The 26,636-nt window shown below is 36.6% G+C and carries 32 protein-coding genes and 1 pseudogene; 5 read left to right on the plus strand and 28 right to left on the minus strand.

Annotated elements, in window-relative coordinates; genetic code table 11:
- Nucleotides 1–2: 2 nt before the first annotated feature.
- The gene (locus tag FJQ98_RS17280; RefSeq protein ID WP_053595005.1) at nucleotides 3–950 is read right to left on the minus strand and encodes an MBL fold metallo-hydrolase; all 948 of its coding nucleotides are present in this window, start codon (nucleotides 948–950) and stop codon (nucleotides 3–5) included.
- A 294-nt stretch (nucleotides 951–1,244) separates the two neighbouring features.
- Here FJQ98_RS17280 and FJQ98_RS17285 point away from each other — a divergent pair, with 294 nt between their 5' ends.
- From FJQ98_RS17285 to namA, 3 genes are all read left to right on the plus strand, one after another.
- Nucleotides 1,245–1,412 carry a hypothetical protein gene (locus tag FJQ98_RS17285; protein ID WP_158003030.1) on the plus strand — a complete coding sequence of 56 codons (168 nt, stop codon included), beginning with the start codon at nucleotides 1,245–1,247 and terminating at the stop codon, nucleotides 1,410–1,412.
- Between the two features lie 179 nt (nucleotides 1,413–1,591).
- The gene (proC, locus tag FJQ98_RS17290) at nucleotides 1,592–2,398 is read left to right on the plus strand and encodes a pyrroline-5-carboxylate reductase (RefSeq protein WP_053595004.1); all 807 of its coding nucleotides are present in this window, start codon (nucleotides 1,592–1,594) and stop codon (nucleotides 2,396–2,398) included.
- 42 nt (nucleotides 2,399–2,440) lie between these two features.
- Nucleotides 2,441–3,454, plus strand: a complete 1,014-nt coding sequence (gene namA, locus FJQ98_RS17295; RefSeq protein WP_053595003.1) for an NADPH dehydrogenase NamA — start codon at nucleotides 2,441–2,443, stop codon at nucleotides 3,452–3,454.
- A 100-nt stretch (nucleotides 3,455–3,554) separates the two neighbouring features.
- Here the strand turns inward: namA and FJQ98_RS27620 are convergent.
- From FJQ98_RS27620 to FJQ98_RS17380, 17 genes and pseudogenes are all read right to left on the minus strand, one after another.
- Nucleotides 3,555–3,638 (minus strand): annotated as a pseudogene (locus FJQ98_RS27620) (IS3 family transposase); the annotation flags it as partial.
- Between the two features lie 237 nt (nucleotides 3,639–3,875).
- Nucleotides 3,876–4,262, minus strand: a complete 387-nt coding sequence (locus FJQ98_RS17305; RefSeq protein WP_053595002.1) for a DUF3997 domain-containing protein — start codon at nucleotides 4,260–4,262, stop codon at nucleotides 3,876–3,878.
- Between the two features lie 213 nt (nucleotides 4,263–4,475).
- Complete coding sequence (locus FJQ98_RS17310) at nucleotides 4,476–5,246, minus strand: hypothetical protein (RefSeq protein WP_053595001.1); 771 nt, start codon at nucleotides 5,244–5,246, stop codon at nucleotides 4,476–4,478.
- A gap of 1,000 nt (nucleotides 5,247–6,246) precedes the next feature.
- Nucleotides 6,247–6,525 (minus strand): YuzB family protein, encoded by a 279-nt coding sequence (locus FJQ98_RS17315; RefSeq protein ID WP_075807250.1) that lies wholly within the window; start codon nucleotides 6,523–6,525, stop codon nucleotides 6,247–6,249.
- A gap of 350 nt (nucleotides 6,526–6,875) precedes the next feature.
- Nucleotides 6,876–7,295: an SMI1/KNR4 family protein gene (locus FJQ98_RS17320; RefSeq protein ID WP_053595000.1), complete on the minus strand. Its 420-nt coding sequence runs from the start codon at nucleotides 7,293–7,295 to the stop codon at nucleotides 6,876–6,878.
- Between the two features lie 163 nt (nucleotides 7,296–7,458).
- Nucleotides 7,459–7,659, minus strand: coding sequence for an Imm51 family immunity protein (locus FJQ98_RS17325; protein ID WP_053594999.1), 201 nt, complete (start codon nucleotides 7,657–7,659; stop codon nucleotides 7,459–7,461).
- 315 nt (nucleotides 7,660–7,974) lie between these two features.
- A complete protein-coding gene (locus FJQ98_RS17330) occupies nucleotides 7,975–8,433 on the minus strand; it encodes a hypothetical protein (RefSeq protein ID WP_053594998.1) in 459 nt (152 codons plus the stop codon).
- 216 nt (nucleotides 8,434–8,649) lie between these two features.
- On the minus strand, nucleotides 8,650–8,958 hold the full coding sequence (locus FJQ98_RS17335) for a hypothetical protein (protein ID WP_053594997.1): 309 nt from the start codon (nucleotides 8,956–8,958) through the stop codon (nucleotides 8,650–8,652).
- A 244-nt stretch (nucleotides 8,959–9,202) separates the two neighbouring features.
- The gene (locus FJQ98_RS17340; protein ID WP_053594996.1) at nucleotides 9,203–9,544 is read right to left on the minus strand and encodes an immunity protein TriTu family protein; all 342 of its coding nucleotides are present in this window, start codon (nucleotides 9,542–9,544) and stop codon (nucleotides 9,203–9,205) included.
- 313 nt (nucleotides 9,545–9,857) lie between these two features.
- Nucleotides 9,858–10,349, minus strand: a complete 492-nt coding sequence (locus FJQ98_RS17345) for a hypothetical protein (RefSeq protein WP_143114805.1) — start codon at nucleotides 10,347–10,349, stop codon at nucleotides 9,858–9,860.
- 165 nt (nucleotides 10,350–10,514) lie between these two features.
- On the minus strand, nucleotides 10,515–10,766 hold the full coding sequence (locus FJQ98_RS17350; RefSeq protein ID WP_053594994.1) for a hypothetical protein: 252 nt from the start codon (nucleotides 10,764–10,766) through the stop codon (nucleotides 10,515–10,517).
- Nucleotides 10,767–10,922: 156 nt separating this feature from the next.
- Nucleotides 10,923–11,237, minus strand: a complete 315-nt coding sequence (locus FJQ98_RS17355) for a DUF6241 domain-containing protein (protein ID WP_220443515.1) — start codon at nucleotides 11,235–11,237, stop codon at nucleotides 10,923–10,925.
- A gap of 220 nt (nucleotides 11,238–11,457) precedes the next feature.
- Nucleotides 11,458–12,342, minus strand: coding sequence for a sensor histidine kinase (locus FJQ98_RS17360; RefSeq protein ID WP_053594992.1), 885 nt, complete (start codon nucleotides 12,340–12,342; stop codon nucleotides 11,458–11,460).
- Nucleotides 12,343–12,355: 13 nt separating this feature from the next.
- Nucleotides 12,356–13,138 (minus strand): ABC transporter permease, encoded by a 783-nt coding sequence (locus FJQ98_RS17365; RefSeq protein WP_053594991.1) that lies wholly within the window; start codon nucleotides 13,136–13,138, stop codon nucleotides 12,356–12,358.
- Nucleotides 13,131–14,054, minus strand: a complete 924-nt coding sequence (locus FJQ98_RS17370) for an ATP-binding cassette domain-containing protein (RefSeq protein ID WP_053594990.1) — start codon at nucleotides 14,052–14,054, stop codon at nucleotides 13,131–13,133. The genes FJQ98_RS17365 and FJQ98_RS17370 overlap by 8 nt, the downstream gene beginning before the upstream one ends.
- Before the next feature lie 82 nt (nucleotides 14,055–14,136).
- Nucleotides 14,137–14,811: a response regulator transcription factor gene (locus FJQ98_RS17375; protein ID WP_425492659.1), complete on the minus strand. Its 675-nt coding sequence runs from the start codon at nucleotides 14,809–14,811 to the stop codon at nucleotides 14,137–14,139.
- Between the two features lie 262 nt (nucleotides 14,812–15,073).
- A complete protein-coding gene (locus FJQ98_RS17380) occupies nucleotides 15,074–15,955 on the minus strand; it encodes a LysR family transcriptional regulator (RefSeq protein WP_053594989.1) in 882 nt (293 codons plus the stop codon).
- Nucleotides 15,956–16,077: 122 nt separating this feature from the next.
- On the opposite strand from FJQ98_RS17380, the gene FJQ98_RS17385 reads away from it, so the two are divergent.
- The gene (locus tag FJQ98_RS17385) at nucleotides 16,078–17,103 is read left to right on the plus strand and encodes a DUF2332 domain-containing protein (RefSeq protein WP_053594988.1); all 1,026 of its coding nucleotides are present in this window, start codon (nucleotides 16,078–16,080) and stop codon (nucleotides 17,101–17,103) included.
- Nucleotides 17,104–17,174: 71 nt separating this feature from the next.
- Here the strand turns inward: FJQ98_RS17385 and FJQ98_RS17390 are convergent, their stop codons facing one another.
- From FJQ98_RS17390 to cdaS, 5 genes are all read right to left on the minus strand, one after another.
- Complete coding sequence (locus FJQ98_RS17390; protein ID WP_053594987.1) at nucleotides 17,175–17,741, minus strand: NADPH-dependent FMN reductase; 567 nt, start codon at nucleotides 17,739–17,741, stop codon at nucleotides 17,175–17,177.
- A gap of 12 nt (nucleotides 17,742–17,753) precedes the next feature.
- Nucleotides 17,754–18,809, minus strand: a complete 1,056-nt coding sequence (locus tag FJQ98_RS17395) for an LLM class flavin-dependent oxidoreductase (RefSeq protein ID WP_053594986.1) — start codon at nucleotides 18,807–18,809, stop codon at nucleotides 17,754–17,756.
- 15 nt (nucleotides 18,810–18,824) lie between these two features.
- The gene (locus FJQ98_RS17400; RefSeq protein WP_053594985.1) at nucleotides 18,825–19,766 is read right to left on the minus strand and encodes a ring-cleaving dioxygenase; all 942 of its coding nucleotides are present in this window, start codon (nucleotides 19,764–19,766) and stop codon (nucleotides 18,825–18,827) included.
- Nucleotides 19,767–19,822: 56 nt separating this feature from the next.
- Nucleotides 19,823–20,266: a MarR family winged helix-turn-helix transcriptional regulator gene (locus FJQ98_RS17405; protein ID WP_053594984.1), complete on the minus strand. Its 444-nt coding sequence runs from the start codon at nucleotides 20,264–20,266 to the stop codon at nucleotides 19,823–19,825.
- A 254-nt stretch (nucleotides 20,267–20,520) separates the two neighbouring features.
- Complete coding sequence (gene cdaS / locus FJQ98_RS17410; RefSeq protein WP_053594983.1) at nucleotides 20,521–21,141, minus strand: sporulation-specific diadenylate cyclase CdaS; 621 nt, start codon at nucleotides 21,139–21,141, stop codon at nucleotides 20,521–20,523.
- A gap of 247 nt (nucleotides 21,142–21,388) precedes the next feature.
- Here cdaS and FJQ98_RS17415 point away from each other — a divergent pair, with 247 nt between their 5' ends.
- Nucleotides 21,389–21,832 (plus strand): hypothetical protein, encoded by a 444-nt coding sequence (locus FJQ98_RS17415; protein WP_053594982.1) that lies wholly within the window; start codon nucleotides 21,389–21,391, stop codon nucleotides 21,830–21,832.
- Between the two features lie 74 nt (nucleotides 21,833–21,906).
- Here the strand turns inward: FJQ98_RS17415 and FJQ98_RS17420 are convergent, their stop codons facing one another.
- The 5 genes from FJQ98_RS17420 to FJQ98_RS17440 all read right to left on the minus strand — a co-directional run bounded on the left by FJQ98_RS17420 (nucleotide 21,907) and on the right by FJQ98_RS17440 (nucleotide 26,632).
- On the minus strand, nucleotides 21,907–22,137 hold the full coding sequence (locus FJQ98_RS17420; RefSeq protein WP_053594981.1) for a hypothetical protein: 231 nt from the start codon (nucleotides 22,135–22,137) through the stop codon (nucleotides 21,907–21,909).
- A gap of 348 nt (nucleotides 22,138–22,485) precedes the next feature.
- Nucleotides 22,486–23,418: a ribonuclease Z gene (gene rnz, locus FJQ98_RS17425; protein WP_053594980.1), complete on the minus strand. Its 933-nt coding sequence runs from the start codon at nucleotides 23,416–23,418 to the stop codon at nucleotides 22,486–22,488.
- Nucleotides 23,419–23,515: 97 nt separating this feature from the next.
- The gene (locus FJQ98_RS17430; protein ID WP_053594979.1) at nucleotides 23,516–24,352 is read right to left on the minus strand and encodes a class I SAM-dependent methyltransferase; all 837 of its coding nucleotides are present in this window, start codon (nucleotides 24,350–24,352) and stop codon (nucleotides 23,516–23,518) included.
- The gene (locus FJQ98_RS17435) at nucleotides 24,349–25,848 is read right to left on the minus strand and encodes a cobyric acid synthase (RefSeq protein WP_053594978.1); all 1,500 of its coding nucleotides are present in this window, start codon (nucleotides 25,846–25,848) and stop codon (nucleotides 24,349–24,351) included. Before FJQ98_RS17435 ends, FJQ98_RS17430 begins: the two co-directional genes overlap by 4 nt.
- Before the next feature lie 247 nt (nucleotides 25,849–26,095).
- Nucleotides 26,096–26,632, minus strand: coding sequence for a cob(I)yrinic acid a,c-diamide adenosyltransferase (locus FJQ98_RS17440; protein WP_053594977.1), 537 nt, complete (start codon nucleotides 26,630–26,632; stop codon nucleotides 26,096–26,098).
- Nucleotides 26,633–26,636: the final 4 nt, after the last annotated feature.

The following is a 26,636-nucleotide window of genomic DNA, read 5'->3' on the forward strand; positions in this document are numbered from 1 at the left end:
ACCTACTTCCTTTGAAATAAACAGATACCTTCTTCCGTTTTTGTAGATGTAATCAAATTGTTGGCCTCTAAGTAATCTAAATAACCGAGCGTTTTGGACAGCGTCAGACCAAGCTGACGTTGAAAAATTGCTGGGTAAAAGCGTTTCGTTACTTGTACAGCAGTTAATGATTCGTCATCAAATAATTCGTAAACCTTCAAAGATTGCTGATGTTGACGTTCTAGTCGTTTATCGATTAATTGAGGAATATCCTCTAATTCTGCACCATGTCCTGTATGCATCATTTTTACGGGTAATCGACGTAAAATTTCTAGCGATTCATTATATTGCAGTAACGATTTAGTACGTCCTAATGTACGGTCCAATGGTGGTTCAATTAATGGGTTGGGCGTTATTTTTTCAAGCAATAAATCTCCACCGATTACATGATGCGTTTTTTCATCCCAGAAGATTAGATGGCTTTGTGCGTGACCTAATGTTTCAATAGCCTTTAATCCAGGATGTCCTGGCACCTCATCACCATCATAAAGAATTTGTGTTAATGGTCGCTCACCTACAAGCTCTATTTCACGACGTACATGTACACTTGTTTGGATATATTCTTGTGGAACTCCGTGCTCAAATAAGCTCTCACTGTAAAATTGCTCGTGATAACGTAAAAAATCCTCGTCATGACGAAGCCATTTATCGTTATAGGCATGCCCTAAAATTTCTGCATGCGGAAAGGCATCCACCCAACCTGCATGGTCTGGATGATGATGGGTTAACACAACCTGTTCAATATCTCTCATTTCAAAGCCTGCCGCTCGAATACCCCATTTTAGCGCATCATAGGCTTCCATTGTTTTTGGACCAACATCAAAAATTGTTAATGCATCGCCTTTGACAACAAATGCATTTACATCTCCCACTTCATAGGGTGTTGGTATTTCTATTTTGTATATAGACAAAAGCTGTTTCCCCTTTTTATGCAACTAGTGAATACCGATTCATTCTATTTTACAAGTTTTTCTTCTTTTCGTCACCCTCCTGTTGACAGGTTGACGTATTATCAATATAATTTTGAATAATCTAATTATTTTTTGTGCGTTGATGAAGCCAAGTACGTAATTGGTGAAGGTGTATTAGAGAGTGTTACATTTGCTGAAAGTAACATCACCCGCTCCCACTACCGAACCTACTTCTGAGCAGTTATGAAAACATAACCGTTTCCCTTGCGATAAAAGGGCTATGAGTTGTGCCAATTGGCAAACAAAGGTGGTACCGCGGAAACAAGCGTTTTCGTCCTTCATTATAAGGACGAAAGCGCTTTTTTATCTTCATTCAGCAAATGTTTTGGTAGCGAAAGCGAAGCGACAGCTACAAATGTTTTGGTAGCGAAAGCGAAGCGACAGCTACAAATGTTTTGGTAGCGAAAGCGAAGCGACAGCTACAAATGTTTTGGTAGCGAAAGCGAAGCGGCAGCTGAATGAAGATAAAGCCTCCGGCGGATGTCACGGATTTTCAAAGGAATGAATTGTGCTAGCACAATTCAAAAATCCGACGCAATTACGCCAAGGCGAAATTGATTTTGAGAACTGGAGGTTTTATTATGAAAAAAATACTATTTATAGGTGCAGGCTCTATGGCAGAGGCATTGATTCAGGGCTGGATTAAAGAAAAAGTATTTACAGCGCAAGAAATTTACGTCACCAATCGTTCAGACAAAGAACGCTTACAATTTTTACACGACACATATGGTGTTAATTGCAATTTTGATCACGATACTTATCAACAGGCTGATTTAATCATTTTAGCGATGAAGCCTAAGGATGCCATTTCAGCTATGCATGAGTTAAAGCCTAAAATCACAGGGCAATCAGCCATCCTCTCTATTTTAGCTGGGATTGCTATTAATACTATTACAGAACATTTAGGCGCTCGTCCAGTCGCACGTGTCATGCCTAACACTTCCGCCACTATTGGTATGTCTGCAAGTGGGATTGCATTTAATGACAAAGTGACAACCGAACAGCGCTCAATTTTCTTACAGCTATTAGAAGCGGTTGGTTCAGTTATTGAGGTAGATGAGGATCAATTACATGCTGTAACGGCTCTTTCAGGAAGTGGCCCAGCTTATATTTATTATTTAATGGAGGCATTTGAACGGGTTGGTACAAAGGTGGGCCTCTCGAAGGATACAGTACGACTATTAATGACGCAAACACTTGCTGGTACTGCTGAAATGCTGAAGCAATCTGTTGACGATCCTGATGTATTGCGCCGAAAAGTAACAAGTCCAGGCGGCACAACGGAAGCTGGCATTAAGGCTCTTGAACAATATCAGTTTAATGAAGCCATTGAAGCATGTATTAAAGAAGCTGAAGCTCGATCTCGTTCACTTGCAAATAGTAAATAACATGTGCAAAATGAAGTATATCACTAGGAATTAGGGGGCTTTATGTTGACTAAATTATTCGAACCTTATCAATTACAAACTATCTCTTTAAAAAATCGTGTTGTGATGGCACCGATGTGTATGTACTCGGCACAGGATGATGGGCTTGTTACACCATTCCACCAAGTACATTATGCAACGCGGGCTTCTGGTCAAGTTGGTTTAATCATTGTCGAAGCTACTGGTGTTGTACCAGAGGGTCGTATTTCTAGTAACGATCTTGGTATTTGGAATGACGCTCATATTGAAGGTTTAAGTCAATTAGTGCAAGGAATGAAGGCATACGGAGCAAAAACCGGCATACAGCTTGCACACGCTGGACGTAAAGCAACTGTAGAGGGAGAAATATTTGCGCCATCAGCCATTGCATTTAGCGATGCTTATAAAACGCCTATTGAGATGACTTTAGAAGATATTGAATATGTTGTAGAAGCATTTAAACTAGCGGCTGTTCGTGCTGCTAAAGCAGGCTTTGATGTTCTTGAAATTCATGGTGCACATGGCTATTTAATTAGTGAATTTTTATCACCAGCAACGAATAAACGCAATGACCAATACGGTGGCTCCGAGGAAAATCGTTATCGACTATTACGTCAAGTCATCGATGCTATTCGTAGTGTTTGGGAAGGCCCTTTACTTGTGCGTGTTTCTGCTGAAGACTATGCAGAAGATGGTACAACAATGGATGATTTTATCGTCTTCAGTCGTTGGATGAAATCACAAGGTGTCGATTTGGTTGATGTTTCTACAGGAGGTGTCGTGCAAGCAGGGATTAATGTTTTTCCAGGCTACCAAGTGCCTCATGCTGAAGCGATTAAGCATGGTGCTAGTATCCCAACTGGTGCAGTAGGTCTTATTACGACAGCTATTCAAGCTGAGGAAATTTTACAAAATAATCGTGCTGATTTAATTTTCCTAGCCCGTGTTTTACTTCGCGAACCATATTGGCCACTTCATGCTGCCAAGGAATTAGGAGAAGAAGTGAAACCTCCGGTGCAATACGTACGAGGCTGGTAAAAATAATGGTCGGCGGTTTCTTTGAGCTATCGGCATTTCCCCTAGTTCTTCCGGCGTTTGAACTGCCCCCTGTCAAAGTAAAAACGGCTTGAACTCTGTATTCCAAGGGGCTCAAGCCGTTTAATCTTTTTTGGTAACGTTCGTTATTGTAAATCTGGATATAATCACCGATCGCTTGTTGTAACGTTTCAAATGTTTACTAATGTAAATAAATTTTTTTACATTTTACGTTCCCCAAAAGGATCCCGTTGATCCATCACCTATTACGTGACATGCAATGAATCATTTTTGCTTGTTCCAAACCCCGCCTTAGGGAAGTAACTCTACCTTTACCTTCAGTTTTATATCTATAGGAACTCTTCCTCTTGTACAACATAAGATATGTCATAAGCTCCTTCGGATAATCCATCAAATACTTAAATTAATTTATTTTTAATTTTTTAATTGGTGTTAAGGATATTTTTTCAGTTAATCCAAATTTATCTGTTTCATATTCTAATTCTTTTTCCTCAAATGGACCAAAAACTTGATGATTATTTACATCAATTATCCAATATGAAATGTTATTAATAGATGGATTTTCAGGTGGCTCTTCATAACCATTTTCATCAGCAGCTAATACTATTTGCTTAGTAACTATATATTCCTTGTTCCACCAAACGTCTGTCACTTTAGCCGGAACAGACAAATAATTATCGATTGTTTTATCATCTGACTGTACAGGCTCATCCCCGTAAATAGCAATTTGATGAGCTGATATTCGGTCAATTCGATATCCATTTTCTAAATTGATTGTATAATCAGCCATCCCAGCACAGCCAGATCAAATTAAACATAGTAATATTCACATCACTTTTTTTAGCAGAATTTCACACCCCTCTAATGTATATCGAACTTTTAGGTAACGGGGTTCAATTTAAATAGGCGCTACCATTTTTTAAAATACCAAAATCGCGTCTGTTTTAGCAATGAATTTTTTAGTGCCAGAGATTTTATTTTCATGGGAGTTGAACCAAACCCCTCAACTTTCCCGTCTACATTGCATACGGCTTTCTTTTTCAGAGATACCCTTCTGTATAATAACTTTATTTATTTTAACACCATTTTCTGGAGTATCAGTTAACGTGATATGGATTCTATCAAAGGGAGCGCCACCATGATGTGCACTATAATTTAACGCACTTGCATGAACGAGATGTCTTCTTGTATCGCCATGTATTCTTTCAATTTTATCTATTTTGGGACACATGACAAAATCTGAGTAAGTTTTGTCTAGGTAGGAATAATATTTGGTATATAAAGTTTCTTCAAGCAACTCATCTTTTGGTGCCCCAATACTTTCATATTTCCAGCCAACTAAGAGCCAATCATAAAGTTCTAGTGATTTCAATCGAACCTTTTTATTATTTCGGGTATATATAACTTCACCATCTGCTATCGTGCATGTTTTTACTTGGTATTCGGTCACACAATTATATGCAGTTTCAATAACTGCAACGTCCCCGTTTTTCATTTTTATTTTCATTGTCGAGACTACGGGAATTTTATTTAACTCTAACTCAATTACTCCTTCGGAAGGACTTGACGTGTTTATCCAGTTAACAACCTTACTGATGATTGCTTCCTCATACCCATCATTTTCCTTAAATGAACGAGTTCCACCGTATAAACGGTTTACTTGAACAAATAAAATATCCTCTGTTTTTAATTTTGGTTGATTATTTGCATTTACTAATTGCATTGGAGTAAATAATCCAACAATCACCATGACTAGTAGCATTAACTTTCTCAAGAATTGTCGCCACCTCTGGGTGTGAATTTTGTAGTTATTTTCCCCTTATATTAAAAATCAATTCCGCCTTGGCGTAATTGCGTCTGGATTTTGAATTGTGCTAGCACAATTCATTCCTTTGAAAATCCGTGACATCCGCCGGAGGCTTTGGGCCAACGTGATGTTGGTCACTCAGTCGTGTGTTGCTGTCGCTTCGCTTTCGCACAGATAAATTGCCACAGGACGTGGCGTTCTTAGACTGAGTTCCTCTATTTCAGCATGTGTTTGGACACCTACTGAAAATGAACCACATCCGCATTCATCTCACCACCTGCAGAGGTGGGAGTCTTCTGTAACTGCCGTTTCACTTACGTTACATAAAACATCTGTACCTGTCACTACGCTTTCGGTACAAAAGACATTTGTAGCTGCCGCTTCGCTTTCGCTTACCAAAACATTTGTAGCTGCCGCTTCGCTTTCGCTACCAAAACATTTGTAGCTGCCGCTTCGCTTTCGCTACCAAAACATTTGCTGAATGAAGATATTTCTTAAAGAACTAATATGCAAACCAATCAGATTTCGATACTAACAAGAACTTCATTCAATAGCCTTTCTTGTTGAACTAACCTCCGCCGTTTGTGCAATAAAATATTTAGTCTCATAACTCTAATTTCACAAAAATAATGTGTATGAAAAATAATAATTGATCTATACTATTAAAGATTTCACTTCAAATCCAATGTGACTAGGAGGGTTAACCCGATGAGTACGGTTGATCGATAACTCTGAAGGACCATCAATACTGAATAAAGCTAAAGTATGGTTGTCTTAGGAAAATCTTAAGTTTCCAATACGGAAGCGAGGCAGTGTGTCATGGAGGAAGAAATGTAAGTGGTAATCAAACCCGGAATTTATTCCGGGTTTTTGTTATGGAATATTCTTTTTAAAATATTTCTTAAAAAGATGGTACATTTATATGAGGCCAAATAAAAACAGCTTGTTTAACAAGCTGTTTTTCATTTTAATAAAGAGGATTTTGTTTCAGCTCTTCATCTATTGCTTGTACAAGCACCTCTGCATCATCCGCTGTGACAACTTCTCCATTGACGATGGCGAAAATACCTTGCTCACAAATTTCACAGTGTGATGTACAGCCAGATTCCTCAATTTCAATATCGGATCTTTCAATTAATACATCATAGGCATCCGCTGCACCTAGTGATAAATTTGTGATACAAAACTCTACTCTATTTTTCAACTGCTGCGGCTCTTTCTTTTTCTTAAAAAGAGAAAATACCATTCACTTTACCTCCCTTGAACGTACCCCTACGCTCTCAAACAAACTATGAATAAAAATGCAATACGTAATAAAACAAAAGTATTGCCACACCAAATATCACATTTTTCGGCTTGATTTTGTTTAAAAATCATCTCGTATATACCATATAATAGCATAAGCAAAGTAATCATAAATAAAGAATGCTTCGCGCCATTATAGATCAGTATACTCATAATTGCTAAAACTGTTGAAAAACTAAAGAAACCTTGACCTTCAGCTTTAGGGATAGGGGAGCCTGCGTCAATTTGAATTGAAAAAGCTCTTTACGTTACAAACAACAATGATTTTTTCGCCATTTTTAACCCTTCACACTAATCCCGTTGGAAGTATTCAGGATCTTCGATAATCTTTAATAAAAATTCTTCAAGAGAGTTTGCAATCTTTTTTTCGTTATCATAGACAGCATTTTGTTCCCCATCTGTTAATTCGATTGAAAAAGGCACTGATTCCCATCCAATAAAGAAAATTATTTTATTTTCTACATCGTAGTTAGGGTAAGCATCAAAAAAACCTTGTCTGAATCGAAAATCTCTAATTGATGCCGGGCTTAACACACAATTTTCGTCTAGTTCTTCTTCGCCAACAAAAGACCCATAACCAATCTCCGTCAAAAATAGCTTTAATTCTTTTGGAAAAACAATACCTAGTTCACCTTCCACTTGTTCAACTTCATCGTTTTTTATTGGGGTAAACTGAAGACTAGTATTATCTTTCATAATTGAAAATTTCATTGAGCATTCCTTCTTTCATTCTGCATGTCCAACGTTTTCATATCGTAATCCTTTGATTTGATTATTATTCATTAAATTAATAAAAGAATCTGTTACAAAATAGCTCACTGACATTGTACAATCTCTAATACTCAAGAAAATTTCAAACAATCTAAAAAAAACTTCAATCTAATTCTGCACGAGAAAATAAATCCGTAATAGTAGATTCATCTTCACATGTATTTTTAAATGAAATAGCAAACTTCTCTAATGCTTTTTTATCGAAGGAATAGGCACAAAACATGCTAGCTTCCGAATCAAACTTGACAATACCTTTTAATTCGGGCATTTTTTCGTCAAGAAAGACATCGCCAAGGATTCCCAATCATAACCTCCTTCTTCTAACTCCCCTTTCGTTTCTTCAGATGTTTCTAGAAACCTAATCTTATTACCGTTTTCATTTTTTTAATATCGAATGAGCTAGGTATTTCATGTTTTACAGTCCCCTTTACTGTCAGGCAAGTACTAAGTGTCAGTGTTATTTTCATCGTGTTTCTTCTTCCATGCAGAATTCAATTTAACGTTTCATTTTAAACAAACAAAGATCCGTACTACTAACATTTTTTTCTTGTTCTCTCATTCATTTTTACAACACCTGACATTAAATCCTTTTCGTAAATTATATTTGGTCAAATAACCTTTATTTATCAAGATCTACAGACCAATCAATATCTTCATTAAACCAATTACACAATTTTGTTGAACCATTATCCATTTTCAAAGGGATTTCTCTTGCCCACATTTTAATGTCACTTATGAACATCTCTTTTTCAAGCCCTTCAAAGTTGTGTTTTTCTAACGCCCTGTTTAGAAACTCTAAAAATAGATTTCCTAAATAATACCTTTGTTCTACTTTATACAATTTTTCATATTCTTCTACCGTAACTGCCATATCGATTGTCAGATAGTTATCTTTTTTCGTATATCTAATAAATGATTTTCTTTCATAGGATTCTGGTAAGCATCTAAAGGCTATCCCGATCGAAACATCGACATTCTTATATTTTGAATTTATATTAGATATCAATGCGTTTCTTAATTCACTAGCTAATTCACCAACTCTCGCACCCGCAGTGTCTGAAACTATTGAAAAATCCATACAGCACACCCCTATAAAAGGCAAATTAACATTTTACACATTTGGTAAAAAAATATACTTATCCATAGACTTTTTTCAATTGTTGTTCCACAATGCCTTCAAATATAAATCTCTTTTTCATCTTTTTTGGTCTCTCGAAAAGTTGAAGCTTCACATCTAGTTCCACTTAAAATACATATTTATCTCCATGTCTATTATAAAATTCCACGAAATAAATCATTCAGAAAAAAGCTCTGTAGCCTTTTCCTGTAACTCAATACCGATTCCCTCTAATTCCTCCAAAAACTTATCGTCAAAATACCCTGCTTGAAATGAAAATGCACCATAGATATCAACCATAGCTAATGCTAACTTTTTGGGAACTGTCTCTTTATCTTTATAGTATTGTGTTACTACATCCAGTGCCTCTCTCACTAGATTTAATAAATCAGAATCTAATTCCCTATTCATTCTTAATTTTACCGGTACTGAATTTTCACTTACTAACCCATCATAAATTATAGCTATTGCTTCTTCTGTATCCATAAGTCCGCTCCCCCCTATGAACTCTAATAAAACTTATCTTTTATCTCTAAAGAGTCTATTGTTTCATGTTGTATTTTTCCATATCGAGCATCAAAAAACAAAGGGCAATAAACCCTTTTTAATGGTTCTATTACCCTTTTTAAATTCAATACTTCATATCATTTGAAGAATCAATAAGATCTGTTGCATGTATAGACAGCCTACATTAATTAAAAAAAACTTAACTAACAGAGGCTACTTCAAACTACTTTGCTTGCGCGTTTTGCTCTTTATCATTTAGTTGTTTTATAAATTGCAGCACTTTGTTTATTAATTCATTTAAATCTGAAAAAAAATAGTTTTCATTAATAAAATTTTTAGCATTTTTCAAATCTATAGCTTCTAAATACACTGATTTCTCTTCCCAAAGTGTTAATCTTGCAATAGAATTTTTACTTTCGAAATCTATTTTTAAACAATAATAGTGATTACCATTTGGATGAAGTATATGTTCGATGTTCAATGAACTAGGAGATATTAATGACGACTTACCTACTGTAACAAACCATTCTTCAAAATCTTTTAAAATATTTTCACTTTCCTCCATCCATTTTCTCCTTTTCCAACAACATTTTTCATATCAAGCAGTTCAGGAATCGGTAACCTCTTCTTTATCGACAGTTTTTTCTTTTGGTTCTACAATTTTTGCCCATCCTTCTGTTTTATACTAGAAGTAGGAACATCAAACTCAATATAAAGAGCTCATTTTTCGTCGTTACTATGTGGGGAAGGTTTTCCTATAAAAGCCGATTCAAGGTATCAAAACGGAACTTCTCTATTTTCACTTAAAAAAAGTTAATTTGTATGATTGAAACCATGTGTAATAAAGAGTTTTATATATACATCATAAACTCTATTAATCAAAATAATTGAAAAGGAGATTTTTTTGAAAGTCCCTTTTTAATCTCTTCAATTTCCTCAATAGCTTTTTGCTTCCATTGCTCCTTTAATCTAAAATCTTCGTCATAAAAATTTTCGTTATGAATTTGAGAAATTAAATCTGCTAACTCAAACCACTCTAGTATATTAATTGACATATTCAACATGTTTTCAGGACTAAAATCCTCAAGGTCATGATCATAAAAAAATACTGTAGGCGGTGATTGAATATCATCAAGATCGATTATCCAAAAATCGCCTCTACCAGTTTCTGCGAATATCCAATGGCTTTCTTTAAATTCACTAAAATCTTCGTGGAACTCTTTATTATAATTTTTCGCTTTTTCATAAGATAAAAAAATATGATCTGCCTCGATTTTATTATCGGCAAGTTTCTCATATAAAAATAAACAATCCTTCCTTGAAAACTCACTGATCTTAGGAATTCTATTTCGATGTTCTAAGCAATCCATGATTTCATCAAAATTTCTTTTCTTTATCGTGACACCCACCTCTTTCTAAACAGTGTAAGTTACACACCTGGCTCACGAGACGCTCAATTATTATGTTTCCACAATCCTCAGTATGAAGAGACTTGAATCGCTGAACAAAGCGTTTTCTAGTGGTTTTCAGACACTTCAGTCCCATATCCTTATATGCGGTGAACAGAATCCAATTACAACATCTAATAATTCGAGTAGTATATCTTCAGAAGAATCATCCTTAAGGTCTCCTCTTAAACTTTCTAACACCGCATATGCATCATTTTGCTTACCACCGGCATCTTTATATTCCTTAAGGATTTTATGCAAGTCAAAAAATTCAAAATGATTTATTAAGCCATTCTGAATGTCAGTTTTCAATTTTGCGTTATTATATTCTTTATTCACACTTAATCACTTGCCCTATTTACTTTGTGTCTTAGATAAAGAATTTTGATACTCATTTTATCGGCAGGAAATGTAGTGAGATATTATTTGTTTCTTTTAAATCTTTTCTAAACCAATTAGCAATTATCTCTAATTTCAAGCGCAAAAAAACAGAATTTAACTCTGCTTTTCTATTGGAATACCAAAGACTTGGAATATATAATCTTTCTCTTGTTCTTTTGTAGTAATACCAGTGGCTATACCACCTTCTTTTGTTCCTTGAATAAACCACATATCATTATGGTCTTTATCAACAGATTTAAAATCACCTTGTTTCCAACGATTTAATATATCTAAATATTTATCACTGTGTTCGTATCCATCTTTATTTTCCTCTACCATTTGCAGTAAAGTTTCAATTCTTTCCGGTGTAATCAAAATGGATGATTCTTTCTCATCTGCAATAATCTTTTGATGTGAAATTATTTGTATATGACTAAATCAGAGATACAAGATATCCCTAGTAATGCAAGTCCAATCCAAAATGTATTAGGTGTACATATAATGATGAAATCGCCACCAACATAATCATTACAGAATATACTATAACTACCATAAAAAGTTTTATATTTCCATGGTAATTATAACATTGTTGTAAACGTTATATGTAATAGTAGTAGCCAAGATGCACTAAGCTTCTTGGCTATTACTATTACAAATTCTTTTTTAAGCACACTAAAAACTCAATCATGCCATCTTCTATTTTGGCCGTTGCACTTCCACCTAGTTTTTCTGCAAGCAGCTTGACAATAGATAGCCCTAGACCAGTATTTTTACGTCTGGAATTATCTGTTGTATAAAATCGATCAAAGAGTTGGTTAGGATTTAGTTGAATATTTTCGTCAATCGGATTTTGAAAACAGATATATGCATGTTCTTCTTCTAACCACATCTTGATAGTTACATCACCTTGCGAATGCATGATGCTATTTCGTACTAAGTTTTGCACAATACGTAAAAGCATTTCTTCATCAGAATTAATAATGAGTGGCTCAAATTTAGGCAAGTTGACGGCTATTCCTTTTTGTTCAAATTGTGCAAAGGCACCAGCAATTGCTTCAAAGACGATATTTGATATATTAATACGATTCTTTTTAGGTTTATCTTCATTACTATGCAAATAGGAATATTCAAAAAATGTTGCTAATAATTGCTCCAGTCTTCCAACATGTTTTTGTGCGACTTCAAGCTTTGCAAGCTGCTTTTCTGTTAAGGGTTCTTTTAAAAGCATTTGTTGATAGCCCTTGATCGCAGTTAGCGGCGTACGAAAATCATGAGAAATGTTTGAAATCATTTCCTTATAGTATTTTTCTTCCCGTTTAATATATGACCTTGATTTTTGCGATTCTATTAATATGCGATTTATATTTGCCACGAGTTGATTTACTTCTTTGTTTAATAGCTCTACGCTAATTGGCTGCGTATATTGCTCATGTATACGTTGTGACAATTGTACGTTCATCAATCGTAGTTGCCTTTGTATATAAAAAATATAAAACAGTAATCCTACAATGACTACAATTGCCACGATCCACATTCCCTACATCCCCTTATCTGATTTCTGCTTTTCTAAATGTCATAAATGTTAAATACATCACTACTATTATAAAGATGACACAAATAGAAATGGCCGACATCATATCACCTTTACTCATGCTTAAATTAATTGTAATATATTCCGCTGCATATGGTGTAAAGGATAATATTTTATTCATAATCTCAAATGAGTTTTGGAAGCTTGCTACCTGCCCAAAGAACATTGACATCATATAATACGCAGCTACTACAAGCACAGATTTTCTTAAAGCAAATGCTAGTAAAATACAAACCGTTAACTGGGCAAGATAGACAATTGCCATGGTGATCATTATTGTTACGTATTCGCCGAAGCTGCCAGTAGTAGTCAACGTTAAAATACTTAAGTAACCTGCTGCTTTCCCGCCCATACTAAACGTGCTGTCCATTGATAGCCCAATTATTGTCACTATGATATAAGGACTTACAAGAACTATAAGTAAGATCCAGAAAACAATCGCTTTACTTACGACGATTTGGATTCTTGCAAACCCGCTTATAATCGGATGATGGATATTTTTTGTGTCAAAATCTGAACAAATAAGTATAGTGGCAAGTACTGCGCCTACTATTGTCATCGTATTCATATCAGATAATAAAAAACCAACGTTGCTGATGCTTTCATTTATGGAGTTATTGCCAATGCCATATGCAATACTAAACATTCCTATTGCAGAAAAGGTTGTAAGAGCCAGTAAGACCCAAAATATTTTGGATTTAGTTGTTTTATAGAGGTAAGCACGTACTAAATTAAACATGTCGCTCACCTCCAATTAACGTAAGGAAGTAGTTCTCTAATGTATCTCCTTGTAGACTAAATTCCGTAAGTGTTATCCCATTTTCAAATAATGCGGTTGACACATCCCCAAGGTCTTCTAAAAAATCATACAATTTTATCGTTTTATTAGGCATGACTTGAAAGTTTTGTGTTTTAAGAACTGTTTCTAATACATGTGCACATTGTTCTGGAGCTGTACAACCCATGCGAATATAATGTCTACACTCCTCGTCGAGCTGTTGTTGAGTCATTTGTTTCATAATTTTCCCTTTATGAATAATGATATAATCAGTTGTCGTTTGATAAAGTTCTGGTAAATTATGACTCGAAATTAAAATCGTCATCTGTCGCTCTTCACAAAGCCGTGTTAAAAGCAGACGAATTTCAACAACACCTAGAGGGTCTAACCCATTCACTGGCTCATCTAAAATCAAAAGCTCTGGGTTAGTTAATAACGCAATGGCAATGCCTAAACGTTGCTTCATTCCTAGTGAAAAATGCTTCGCTTTCTTCTTGTTGGTACTTGTCAATCCAACTAATTGCAGTATCTCATCCTCAAGCTCCTCATTCGGAATCCCTCGCATTATACGATGATATTTAAGGTTACCTTTTGCAGTCATATCAGGACTAATCGCTGGTTGTTCAATCATGCTGGCAATACGTTTTCGTTGCTGCTGTATTTCCTTATCAGATGATTTTCCAAATAACTCAAATGAACCTTCTGTTTGAAAACTAATCCCTGAAATAATCTTCATTAAGGTTGATTTTCCCGCACCATTTTCACCAATAAGCCCATAAATACGTCCTTCTTTTAATTCGATTGATACGTCGTGAAGTACTGGTTGCTTTTTATATGTTTTTGTTAATTGATTCGTTTTTAATATGGTTTCCCCCATATTAAGCACCTCCCTTTCATATTCATAGATTACTCATGAAAGGTATAGATAAAGTAAAGATGGCGTATAGATTACGGATAATTTATGGACGTAGACGATAACCAAGCCCTCGAAGCGTCTCGATATAATCCGCCTGTGGATTTTTTGTCTTTAATTTATGTCGAAGATTACTAATATGGATTTTAATAATATGTTCATCTCCTAAATATTCTTCCTGCCAAATGGATTCATATAAATTTGCTTTTGTGAATACTTTCTCTTGGTTTCTCATAAACAATTCGAGCAATAAATATTCCTTTGCAGTTAGCAAGACCTCTTCACCACTCACTGTCACTCGCTTAGCGACATCATCCAGTACTATATCCTTAAATTGTAGTTGCTTCATTGGTGTAACTTGTTTTTTAACACGACGTAAGATAGATTCAACACGGGCAAGAACCTCACCAAGGTCAAAAGGTTTCGTAATATAATCGTCCGCTCCTAAACGAAGCAAATCAATTTTTGTTGACACTAAATCTTTAGCTGAAATCATGACAACAGGCACATCCGAAATAGCGCGAATTTCTTTTAGTAATTTATCCCCACTTTTAAAGGGAAGCATAATATCAAGAAGCACAAGATCAAACTCATTTTGCAGAAATGCCCGCTGACCTTCTACTCCATCCATTACACTTGTTACCTGATAATCTGCTTGCTCAAACAATTCTGTTAACATTGCATTTACATCTTCATGATCCTCAACCATTAAAATTCTCAATACAATCACACCTTTGTTAAAATATTCCTATTAATATTATATAAAACTTTATGTCGTTCAACATTAAATAATTTTAATAGCTATCATCATAACATGGGTTGATTTCCATTCCGACTGGGCGCTTTCTGAGGGGCGTCCAGTCGGAATGGAAATCAACTTACATAGCATAAGTTTTACTAAAGACTTCCCTACTTTTGATATGACCACATTAATAAAGTTATGAGATCGATAAGTAATTGTGTTGAAATAGATGACAATAATTTTACAAATAATCCCTCGTCTGAAATAAACATAGTAACTCTTCTGGAATTTCTACTGAATCCTTATAAAAAAGATATACAGGAACACTTGGTAATGCTATTTCTTCGAAGGGAACAATGTTAAACCGCCCTTCCATTCGCTCTCTTCTAACAATCATTCGTGGTAAAAATGACATGCCTAATCCATCTTTTATTAAGCGTTTTACCACATAGGATTGAGATATGGACACTTGTTTTGTAACTACATATTTTTCCTGTAGTTTATGTAATAGCTCCTTCCAAATAGTTGGATGATGGTTTGTAAATAAAGTGTAGGTTTGAAATAATTCCTCATATTCAATATAAGCTCCTGTCTCATCATCGAAAGCATCTAATGGAATAACCAATTCTAGAGGGCTCTCTACAAGAAGCTCTTGGTGCCAATGTCGATAACGCGTTGGCAATAATGAAATACCAATATGCGCCTTATCACTATTTATTAAATCCTCAATTTTTGCTGAATCTTCCACTAAAATAGATATTTCGATAGAAGGATTTTCATTAATAAACTGATAAATAACATGAGGCAATATCGTTTCCACCATTAATGGCGTCATTGCAATAATTAGCTTTTCTTCAATTCCTTTAGTAGCTAACTGAAAACGTTCAATACTTTTATCCCATTGATGGATGATTTGCTGAGCTTCAATTAGAAAAAGCTGCCCTGCCTCCGTTAATAGCACACGGTTTTTTTCACGTTTAAATAATTTAACATTCAAAAATTGTTCTAACTGATGAATATGAACAGTGATACTTGGTTGCGATAAATTCAACTTTTCTGCTGCCATTCGAAAATTACAAGATTTAGCTGCAACTACAAAAGACTGTATCCATTTATAATCCAAAACCTCACCCCTTCAATTAATGTTTTTAATCAACTTCATTAACTATATTTAATTTACTAAATTATCCAATAATAATAAACTTAAAAGTAGATCGATTACTTTTACACAAAGGGGAGAATCGTATGTTAGCTAAATTAAGTAAGCAATTCCGTACTTTTGCAAAAAATGAATGCGAAAACTCAAGTCCACTGTATGAACATTTAGCCAATAAGATTGCCGATGATGAGGAACTATTAAAAGTTGCAACATTTATACCTCAAGGACAACCTGTACCTAATTTATTATTAGCTGGAGTTCAGTATTTACTGTCACCATCAAAAGATGATTTAGTTTATTTTTATCCATCCTTAACAACAACAACAAGGCCCATAAAGGAAGTGTATCCTGTTTTTAAAGCATTCGTTTTGTCGCATTCAGATGAATTGAAAGCTTTATTTCAAGAAAAACTTGTTCAGACTAATGAAATTCGCCGTTGTTCTTACCTTTATCCGATGATGACAGAAATTTATGAACGCCACAAAAAGCCATTAGCTTTACTAGAAATCGGTGCAAGTGCAGGACTTCAACTTGGAATGGATCAATACAATTACTGCTATAATCAACAGCTTCACATAAACAATTCTAATAATGCTTTCGTTTTGTCCTCAGAAAATCGAGGACAGCCGCTTCCAGCTTCTATTTCAAATGCTCCAGTTGTTTGTAAGCGGGTGGGCATCGATTTAAATCCTATTGATATTCATAATGAGGAAGAGCTCCAATGGCTCCAAGCATTAATTTGGCCAGAGCATCAAGAACGCAGACTTTTGTTAAATCAAGCGCTCCCTATTTTAAAAGAGCTCGATTTACAACTGATAAAAGGAGATGCCATTAAACTTATAAAAGATATTGTTAGAGATATTAATGAAGATGCGATGTTAGTTGTTTATCATACACACGTGGCTAATCAAATCCCATTGGAATTACGCCTTGAACTAATTGAACAGTTAAAAGAGATAAGCATGGAACGACCTCTCTACCATTGTTATAACAATTTATTTGATATGCAACTGCACCAGGATTTTATTGATCAAGGAGATATAGAATCTATACGTATAATGGAACGCCCTGATGGCCATGCTCGTTGGTTCAAGTGGTCCAACAATAAATAATAAGCACGAAAAAACGCTGCATAAGATTTCCCTCTTATGCAGCGTCTATATTTTATTAAAATTAGTATTCTCTAAAAATCATATTCCGCATCTTTTTTAGCACGAATTTCTGCAAACGCATCGGCTACCATCACTGTATCCTCAGCTAAACGCTCAAGGCGGAACAGAACATCATCATTCACGATTTCCTTCCGTAAAAAATCCTTTTCTTCTATAAAAACATATGTTGGGACGATGTGAGCTTTCATGTAAGCAAGAATTGGCTTTAACTGCTGTTCGATCATTAGATAGTGTTTCGCTGTACCTGCTGTGACAATCATACTTACCACTTTATCGCGGAAGGCATTGACCGGTAGTAAATCAAAAATATTTTTCAACGTTGCCGGAATCGAAGCTTGAAATGTCGGCGTTCCAATGACAATCGCATCTGCAGCCATAATTGTTTCGGCCACATATTTTGTATCCCCATCATAGTCAAAATAATTTCGTCCATCACTAAATTCCATATTATATTCAGCGAGATCTAGTAACGTTACTTCATGCTCTGGATATTTATCTTGTAAAATTTCAACCACTTTACTGATGGCTGTTTTTGTTTTTGAGCCAATAATTGAACCAGCTAGTGCAACAATTTTCATGCTGTACACTCCTTATTTTGCTGTATATTTTTTGATAGCAGGTAGAATATCGTTCCCTATGATTTCAATATTTTTCATTAATTTATCGAATGGCACACCGCCAAAATCAATTTGTGCCATAAATCGCTGCATGCCATATAGCTCGTATTGATACAGTAGCTTTTCAATAATCTGTTCCTTACTTCCGACCATTAAGGCGTCGCGTGTATCTGGCGCTTGCGCAAACTGCTGCTTTGGATAACCCCCGCCACGAATTGCTTGGAAACCGCCATTTAAATGTGGATACATCCCTTGTAGCGCCTCTTTCGTCGTATCAGCAACATAGAATAGGCTTGTTGTAGCAATCGGTAACTCTTTCGGATCAAAGCCACTTCGCTCTGCTGCTTCCTTGTAGGCATCTACTGAAGGTTTAAAATTAACAGCTGGACCGCCTAATGTCGTCAACATCATTGGGATGCCCATATAGCCTGCTTTAATGGCACTTGCAGGTGGTCCTCCGACAGCCCGCCAAATTGGCAACGATCCATTTTTAGGTTGTGGCAAAATTTGCGCATTGTGAAGTGGTGCACGAAATTGACCTTCCCAAGTGACAAGCTCATTTTCATTTATTTTTTTCAGCAGCTCTAATTTTTCCTCAAAAATCTCTTCATAATCCTGTAAATCAACGCCTAGTAATTGATAGGCACCAACTCGAGAGCCACGCCCTGCAACAATTTCTGCACGTCCATCTGAAATTAAATCAATCGTCGCAAAATCCTCATATACACGTACTGGATCAGAGACACTCAGTACCGTTGCCGAGCTTGCTAATTTGATTTTTGAAGTAGCTTGTGCGATTGCTCCTAAAACAACCGTATGTGCCTGTGTAGTAAAGTACGATTGGTGACTTTCGCCAACACCGAATACATCAATACCTGCTTGCTCTGCTAGCTGACTTGCTTCAATTAGCTCTTGGATTCGTTGCTGAGCTGAAATACGTTCACCTGTTAATGGGTTTGGAATATGATCCCCTAATGAATACAGACCAAATTCGATGCCTTTCGATTGATCAATGCGATATTTTTCCATGATTAAATTCTCTCCTTAATCTAGTGGTTCTAGAATGGCTTCAATTTCTGCGCGTTTTTCTTCTAAAAATGGCGGAAGATCTAACTCTTTTCCAAGGTCCTCTACTGTCGAATCCACTGTGAAGCCCGGGCCATCTGTTGCCATTTCAAATAAAATTCCATTACGATCTCTAAAATAAAGACTTTGGAAGTAATAACGATCCACTACTCCTGTACTATCTAAGCCTCGCCCCCTAATTTTGACATCCCATTCCTGTAATTCCTCAATGTTTGCGACACGTAGTGCAAGATGATGTATACTTCCTCGACCTGGTTTCTCACTTGGCCCTTCTAATTCTTTAACGACAATCTCTCCAAGTGCTTCACCAAGTATGGATTGCAATACTGTTTCTTTCTCATCTTCTGCAACGACTGTGTAATTAAAAAGCCCTTTTAATAAATCCACTGTTCGTTGCAAATAACGAACTGTAATCTCAACTGTACCCATCCCTAAAATGCGATATTCTGCCGGGATTTCGGAGCCGTTCCATGGTTGCCAATGAGCTGGTGTTTCATGATCGTGATAGTTTAAAAGCACCATTCGTAACCCTTCATGATCCTCAAAAAACAATGCATCTTTACCTGCATATGTGGTAATTTCACTATGTTCAACTTCTAACTGTTGAAAGCGATTTTTCCAATATTGCAGACTGTCATAACTTGGTACTAGTAATCCAATACGTGTAATAGCATTTGTTCCTCGAACTGTTCTTCCTGCTACAGGCATTTCAAAAAATGTTAATTCTGTACCTGCAGCTCCTGTTAAATCTCCATAAAATAAGTGATACATGGATGGCGAATCTTGGTTGACCGTTTTTTTCACACGACGTAATCCGAGAATTTTTGTATAAAAATCATTATTTCGTTTGCCGTTTTTCGTTAGCATGGATATATGATGATGTCCGCTTAGTTTGTTCATATTTATTTCCTCCTTGTTCGTTTCACTTGACTAAGCAAGTGATAATGTAAAAAAAATCACGCTGGTGGTAATTTTTTTTCACGACTATGCTTTTCTAATTTTGACATAAGTGTATATAAAGTTTTCATTTCTTCTTCTGTTAATACTTCTTCAAAAAATGAGGATTGAAAGTGAAGCTGACTTGGTGTCGCTGCATCAATCATCTGTTCGCCTTTAGCAGTGAGCGAGATTGTTTTGGTCTTCCAATTTTGTTTGCGCTCAATAAGTCCCTCTTTTTCAAGACGAGCAAGCATCCGAGATATACCCCCTTGCGTGACTGTCACTTTCTCTGCTAGCTGTGATTGCGTTAACGGTGCATATGTCTTTATTTGTATCAGGACATCAAATTGTGCAGTCGTTAAGTCAAAGCGTTTTAAAAATTCATTGGATGATTGGTTACTTTGATTTGTAAAGCGCATCATCCGAATCCAAGTCAGTGATCCAAGCGTGTGTTTTCGCATCGCTTCATCCTCCTTTCATTCATCACTTTACCATGCAAGTGATAGACAAGCAAGGAGAATGTCTCGAATTCAAGATATAAATTTTCATTCAGTACATGTTTTTGTGTGAAAGTCATGCGGCAGCCACAGATGTTTTTTGTGGGCGAAAGCAATGCGGCAGCCACAGAAGAATCTCACCTCTTATAATACTAACTGAAATTGAGGAACTCAGGCTAAAAACTTCACATCTTGTGAAAACGCCTGTAAAGCTCACACTATATAATGCCATGCGTTGTGATTGGATATAAGTTTCCTTTAAAGGCAAAAGAAATTCTCCCTGTTTCTTCAGACACTACCATGACGAGCGCATCACTTATTTCACTTAACCCTAATGCTGCTCTATGTCTTGTGCCTAATTTCTTTTCTCCTGTGTATCTATCTGAAAGCGGCAATACATTTGCTGCGGACTCAATTAGATTTTGGCTTACTAAAACTGCGCCATCATGAAGCGGATTTCCAGGAAAAAAAATAGATTCTAATAAGGAATGCGTTACTTCTGCGCCAATATGAATACCAGGCTGTATAAGAGACGCCAGAGAATCCTTGCGTTCAATAACAATTAATCCTCCATGTCTCCTCGTAGACATATTTTGTACGCAATGCGAAAGCTCAGGATATTTTTCAGTAAACGGGGAAAGATAGCAATTTAAATAAAATGTTGCAGCTTTCATTTCGATCATTACAAATTTTTCTTTAATTTTTTCAAAATTCCCAAGAAGACAGTTTGTATCAGTATCCATTGCTTCTACACTTTGCTGCAATGACATAATAACCTGTAAAAGCTCTTCTTTTAATGTTTGTTTCATTGGTGAGAAGTCGCAATTTGTTGGATCCATAAAAAACACCCCACTTTTCAAATTTATTATGAAACACCTCGTATTATTTTTAGTTTCTCTAGATGGAATTTTTTTATTCGTCTTGGATTTATTTAATCAACTAATACAACTAGATCTATAGCCCTCATAAAATGAGAAACCTTACCGTTTCACAGATTTTTTTAAAAAGCAATTTTTTTAAATTGATTCACCATTTCCAAATTTTCCTTTTATACTAGAATAAAATGATTAACCATTGGAGGTGCTTATGAAAAGAAAAACGTTGTTATCACTATTACTTATATTTATGATTTCATCCTCTGTTCAAGCACTATCCTGGGCTTATCCTTTTGTCGTTTGGAAAGAAAAAGTTTATGAAATTAAACAAGAAGAATTTATTGAAAATAGTAAAATTGGTCAAATTATAGGGGAAGTAAAGACCAAACCTAATGGTATGACCGGAAAATATTACGGGGATGCTTCAAACTATTACCCAAAAGGAACAAAATATTATGAAATAAAAGGGACATCAACTTCCACTGCAATTGCAGTAAAAGAAGCTAATCAGTGGGTAAAGGCTATTTATGTTCATAAAGCACCTTTTCACATAATGAATGTAATTTCTAATATTTACTTCATATCTGTTGCTGTAATAATGGCACTAATTGTAATTGGAGTCATGTTCCGAGCTAAAAAATCTAAAAATCAATGAAAATATAGACTTTAAAGATAAAAAACACGTGTAGCCATTAGATTATCTAACGAATACACGTGTTGTCATTTAGCTTACATATGTCCAGCACGAATTTTCTTAACAATGCTGAATGTCGTGTAGGCAGCAGCTGGTGCAAGCACTACGATAAAAATAAGCCAAACCGTTAAGTTGTCCGTTGCTTTTAATGTGTCATAATTAGAGATAACAAAAACAATAAGTCCAAATAGTAATAAATAGCTCAGCACATTTGGAAAAATAACGATTAAACGTAATAGTGCTGGTGGCATCTTTTGCTGATTCATATAAACCACTCCCCTTTACTCAATTATACGAAAATCTACTATTAACTGCATTATATTTCTTTTATATTCCAAATTTTCATGAAAACTAGCTCATCACCAAAACGTGGGGTTGATTTCTACTCCGACTAGGCACTTTCCTTGGGGCGTCCGATGATCCCCATGGAGTCGCCCAGCCTTCACTTCAATCAACTCAAAATGTCAACTTCAACTTTTGGTGATGAGCATTAAAGCTATTAGGTACATTTTTATTCTATCTTATTTGCTTCATTCAATTGATATTTACTAGTTCTAAATATAAAAAGTACCCTTTAAATGAAGCGTCATTCAAAAGGTACTTTACGTTTTCCATTAAATTAATTTATTGTTATTCCATGTAAATACTGATTGATCGGATGTAAGGAAGGTTTGTGGGAAAATCTTCTGTGCATCTGCTAAGAATAATGGTAAATCCTGTGGTAAGAAGCGGGCACTTAAATGGTTCAGAAGTAAATAATTTGCTCCTGCTTGTTGTGCCACCTTTGCCGCTTCGACATTTGTAGAGTGTCCGTAGCTAGCTGCTAAATCTGTCGTCGTGCCATCAAAGGTCGCTTCATGAATAACGATATCTGCTCCATTAGCTAATGAAACAGCCTCTGGACAGTATTTTGTATCTCCTAAAATAGTGAGCGTAAAGCCTTTTTTAGGCGGAGCGACAACATCTTTCGCATAAACAATGGTGCCATCCTCAAGCTCAATATCTTGCCTACCCTTTAATTGTCCTAGCAACGGACCTTTGGGAACACCAAGAGCTAGCGCTTTTTCCATTAACAGTTCTCCAGGCAAATCTTTTTGCTCAATACGGTAGCCAAAGCATGGGACTACATGTCGCAATTCACTTGCACTTACTGTAAAATGTTCATCCTCATAAATAACACCCTCATGGACTTCAACAAATTGTAATGGATATGTTAAATGCGTCTTTGACAAGGCAAAGGTTTGCTCAATCCATTGCTGCAAACCTTGTGGACCAAATATTGTTAATGGCTCTTCCCCACCTTGAAATGAACGGGAGCTTAAAAAGCCAGGTAAACCGAAAATATGGTCACCGTGTAAATGCGTTATGAATATTTTCGTTACTTTACGTGGCTTTAAGGATGTATGCAAAATTTGATGTTGCGTCGCCTCCCCACAATCAAAAAGCCACATTTCGCCCACTTCATCTAAAAGCTTTACCATTAGGGCACTTGTATTTCGTTCCTTTGAAGGCATTCCTGCGCCTGTTCCTAAAAAATGTAGTTGCACATATGCCACCTCTCTTCTATGTCTATCGCTCTATTGTACCTTATCGTTCACAATAAGAAAAACCTTTGGTGAACAGCTTTCTCCAAAGGTTTATTAGTTATTTCGGCTCCCATGATACGAGTGCCGCATGGAAGTCATGGCGATAATAATAACGCCCATTCTTCTCTTCCATAAACGGCATGAGCGACTCCTCAACATGTGCTCTATTAAAATTAGTATTTAATATTTTTTTACTTTGTGTTGTCACAAGCTGCTCATAGCTTTCATATTCATACACTCTTTCCAATGGAATGATTTTGCACTCCGCATAAATATCCATTTCATATAGCAAATTTAAAAATTCTATATAATCTCTTCGTGGAAATTTAATATCGTAGCCATACTTTTCATATAAAATTTCATAATGGGGTTGTATCGGCCCTGTTGTCATGCCAATAATTGCACGCTTTTTAGCAAGACGATTCATATGGTAAAGTGCCGATTTGATTTCATACATACGATAAAAACAATTGACACCAATGACGATATCGTGGGCTTCTACCTCATCCTCAGCAAGGCTTTCCCATTTTGCATGAATATAAGACACATGTTGCTTATCGTGCATACAATTTTGTAGGTAGCGAAGGATGCTATCTGAGCTATCTACACAAGTTAGCTTTCGTACATGATCAGCTAGTGGAAACGTATAATTGCCCCAGCCTGGACCAATTTCCAATACCGAGTGCTCTGGTTGAATACTTTTTTTTATTTCTTGAAAAATTCTTGTAGCGTAAGGATCTGTTTGCCCTGTCTTTTTACGTGCAATAGACTGCGCCCAAAACTGCTCCTCTAATTGATCATTGACCATTCTTTCAGGCATTTGGCCATGCCAGTCCTTCATACCTTCCTGCCACAATGCCTCATAATTAATAGCTAACGGTCCTTTTCTTGTCATACGGGTACCTCTATATTCATAATTTCGTATACTTTTTTCATATCGAGATTAGCGCGCACATGCTTTGCCAGCATATTGTAAGCGTCCTCTCTACGTTCTGCGTCACTTTTTACATCACTTGGTAAAGTAGTCAGCCCTTTTTTCAGGCGTATGTCATTGACAAGCTGTCGTGTAAAGGCGCGATTATGGAATAAACCATGGAAATATGTTCCGATAACTTGTTCGTCAGCACTTACTGCCCCATCTTCCCGCCCATCTGCAAGTTGTAAAAATGGTGAGACTTCGTCACGCAAAATTTTTGTACGTCCAAGATGAATCTCATAGCCAGTAAACGTATCTTGTCCTCTTGTTCCTGTCATTTGAACCGTTTTTTTATCACCAACGAAAATAGTTTCCATTGGCAATAACCCTAGACCTTGCGCTGAATCTCCATTTCCTTCTACTGCATCTGGGTCTAGTAACGTTTCGCCAAGCATTTGGAAGCCACCACAAATTCCAATAATTTTGGTCCCTTGTTGGCGTAAATTAGGTATGGCTTGATCGAAGCCTTGTGTCTTTAACCACACTAAATCATCCATTGTACTTTTTGTTCCAGGTAGTATCAGTAAGTCAGGCGTACCAAGCTCATTGACATCGCCAATTAACCGTACACCAACCTCTGGCTCATCGAAAAATGGATCAACATCCGTAAAGTTGGAAATGCGCGGTAAACGAATCATAGCTACATCGACTGAGAATTCCCCAGGCTTTGGTTTTTTAAAGCGCAATGAAGATAGTGCTAGCGAATCCTCAGCCTCAATATTGACATCTACATACGGCACAACACCAAGTACAGGAATACCAGTTTCACGCTCTACCCACTCAATACCATCATCGAGTAATTCACGCATCCCTCTGAATTTATTGATGATCAACCCTTTTACACGTGCACGCTCTACATCGTCAAGCAATGCGAGTGTTCCAACAATCGATGCAAATACTCCACCCCGATCGATATCAGCAACTAACACAACAGCTGCATCTGCTAAATGAGCCATGCGCATATTTGCTATATCACGGTCCTTTAAATTAATTTCTGCAGGGCTTCCCGCTCCTTCAAGTACAATAACATCATATGTATTTTGTAAAGTTCGTACCGACTTTTCTACGATTGGCATCGCTTCTTGTACGAATTTATTGCGATAGCTTTTGGCATCCATATTTAAAAAATGCTTGCCATGAACAATCACTTCAGATACCATATCCTGCTTCGGTTTTAGCAATATAGGATTCATATCCGTAGTTGCGACAACACGTGCAGCCTCTGCTTGTACACCCTGCGCACGGCCGATTTCTCCACCATCTTGAGTTACAAACGAATTAAGGGCCATATTTTGCGATTTAAACGGTACTACCTTTAGCCCATCATCCGAAAAAATACGGCATAGCGCAGTACAAATCATACTTTTCCCAACATCAGAAGCCGTTCCTTGAATCATGATAGATTTTGCTGGCATAGTCTTTTTCCTCCGTATTTATAGTTGAAGCGCGGGTGTTCTGATCCGTTCCGCGGGTATTTCTTGCCAAAGCGCGGGTATTATGCTCCGTTCCGCGGGTATTTCCCCCAAAAGCGCGGGTATTCTGCCCGGTTCCGCGGGTATTTCCCCCCGAAGCGCGGGTATTCTGCCCGGCTCCGCGGGTATTTCCCCCCAAAGCGCGGGTATTCTGCCCGGCTCCGCGAATATCCCTCTTATCCTTTATTGCTTAGAATTCTAGACCTTTGACAGCTGGAATTCCTTCGTCATAATAATGCTTTGTCGCATCGATTGATGATACTAAATCTGCCATAGCTACGAGCGCTGGATTTGCGCTACGCCCTGTTACAACTAGATGCATTGTAGATGGACGCTGTTGAATGGCTTCAATGACTTCAGCTAATGGGAGTACATCATCAATCGGGAATTTTGTGATAGCAAGCGCATTGTTGAGCTCATCTAATACGAGTACATCAATACTGTCGTCTTGCAGGGCGGCCTTTGTTTTCTTCCATGCCTTTGCTAAAGCAGCACGATGCTCCTCAGGCGTTTTTGTCCATGTAAAGCCGATTCCCATTTGCTCCATTTCTACGCCAAGTTTACGAAGAGCAATTTGCTCTCCGTATGTACGCTCTGGTGATTTAATGAACTGCATATAACGGACATTGAGGCCACGACCAACTGCGCGTAATGTGACACCAAGAGAAGCTGTTGTTTTGCCCTTCCCTTCACCTGTATATACTAAAAATAAGCCTTTTCTAGCCATTTTT

The organism is Lysinibacillus agricola (assembly GCF_016638705.1).
GTDB lineage: Bacteria > Bacillota > Bacilli > Bacillales_A > Planococcaceae > Lysinibacillus > Lysinibacillus agricola.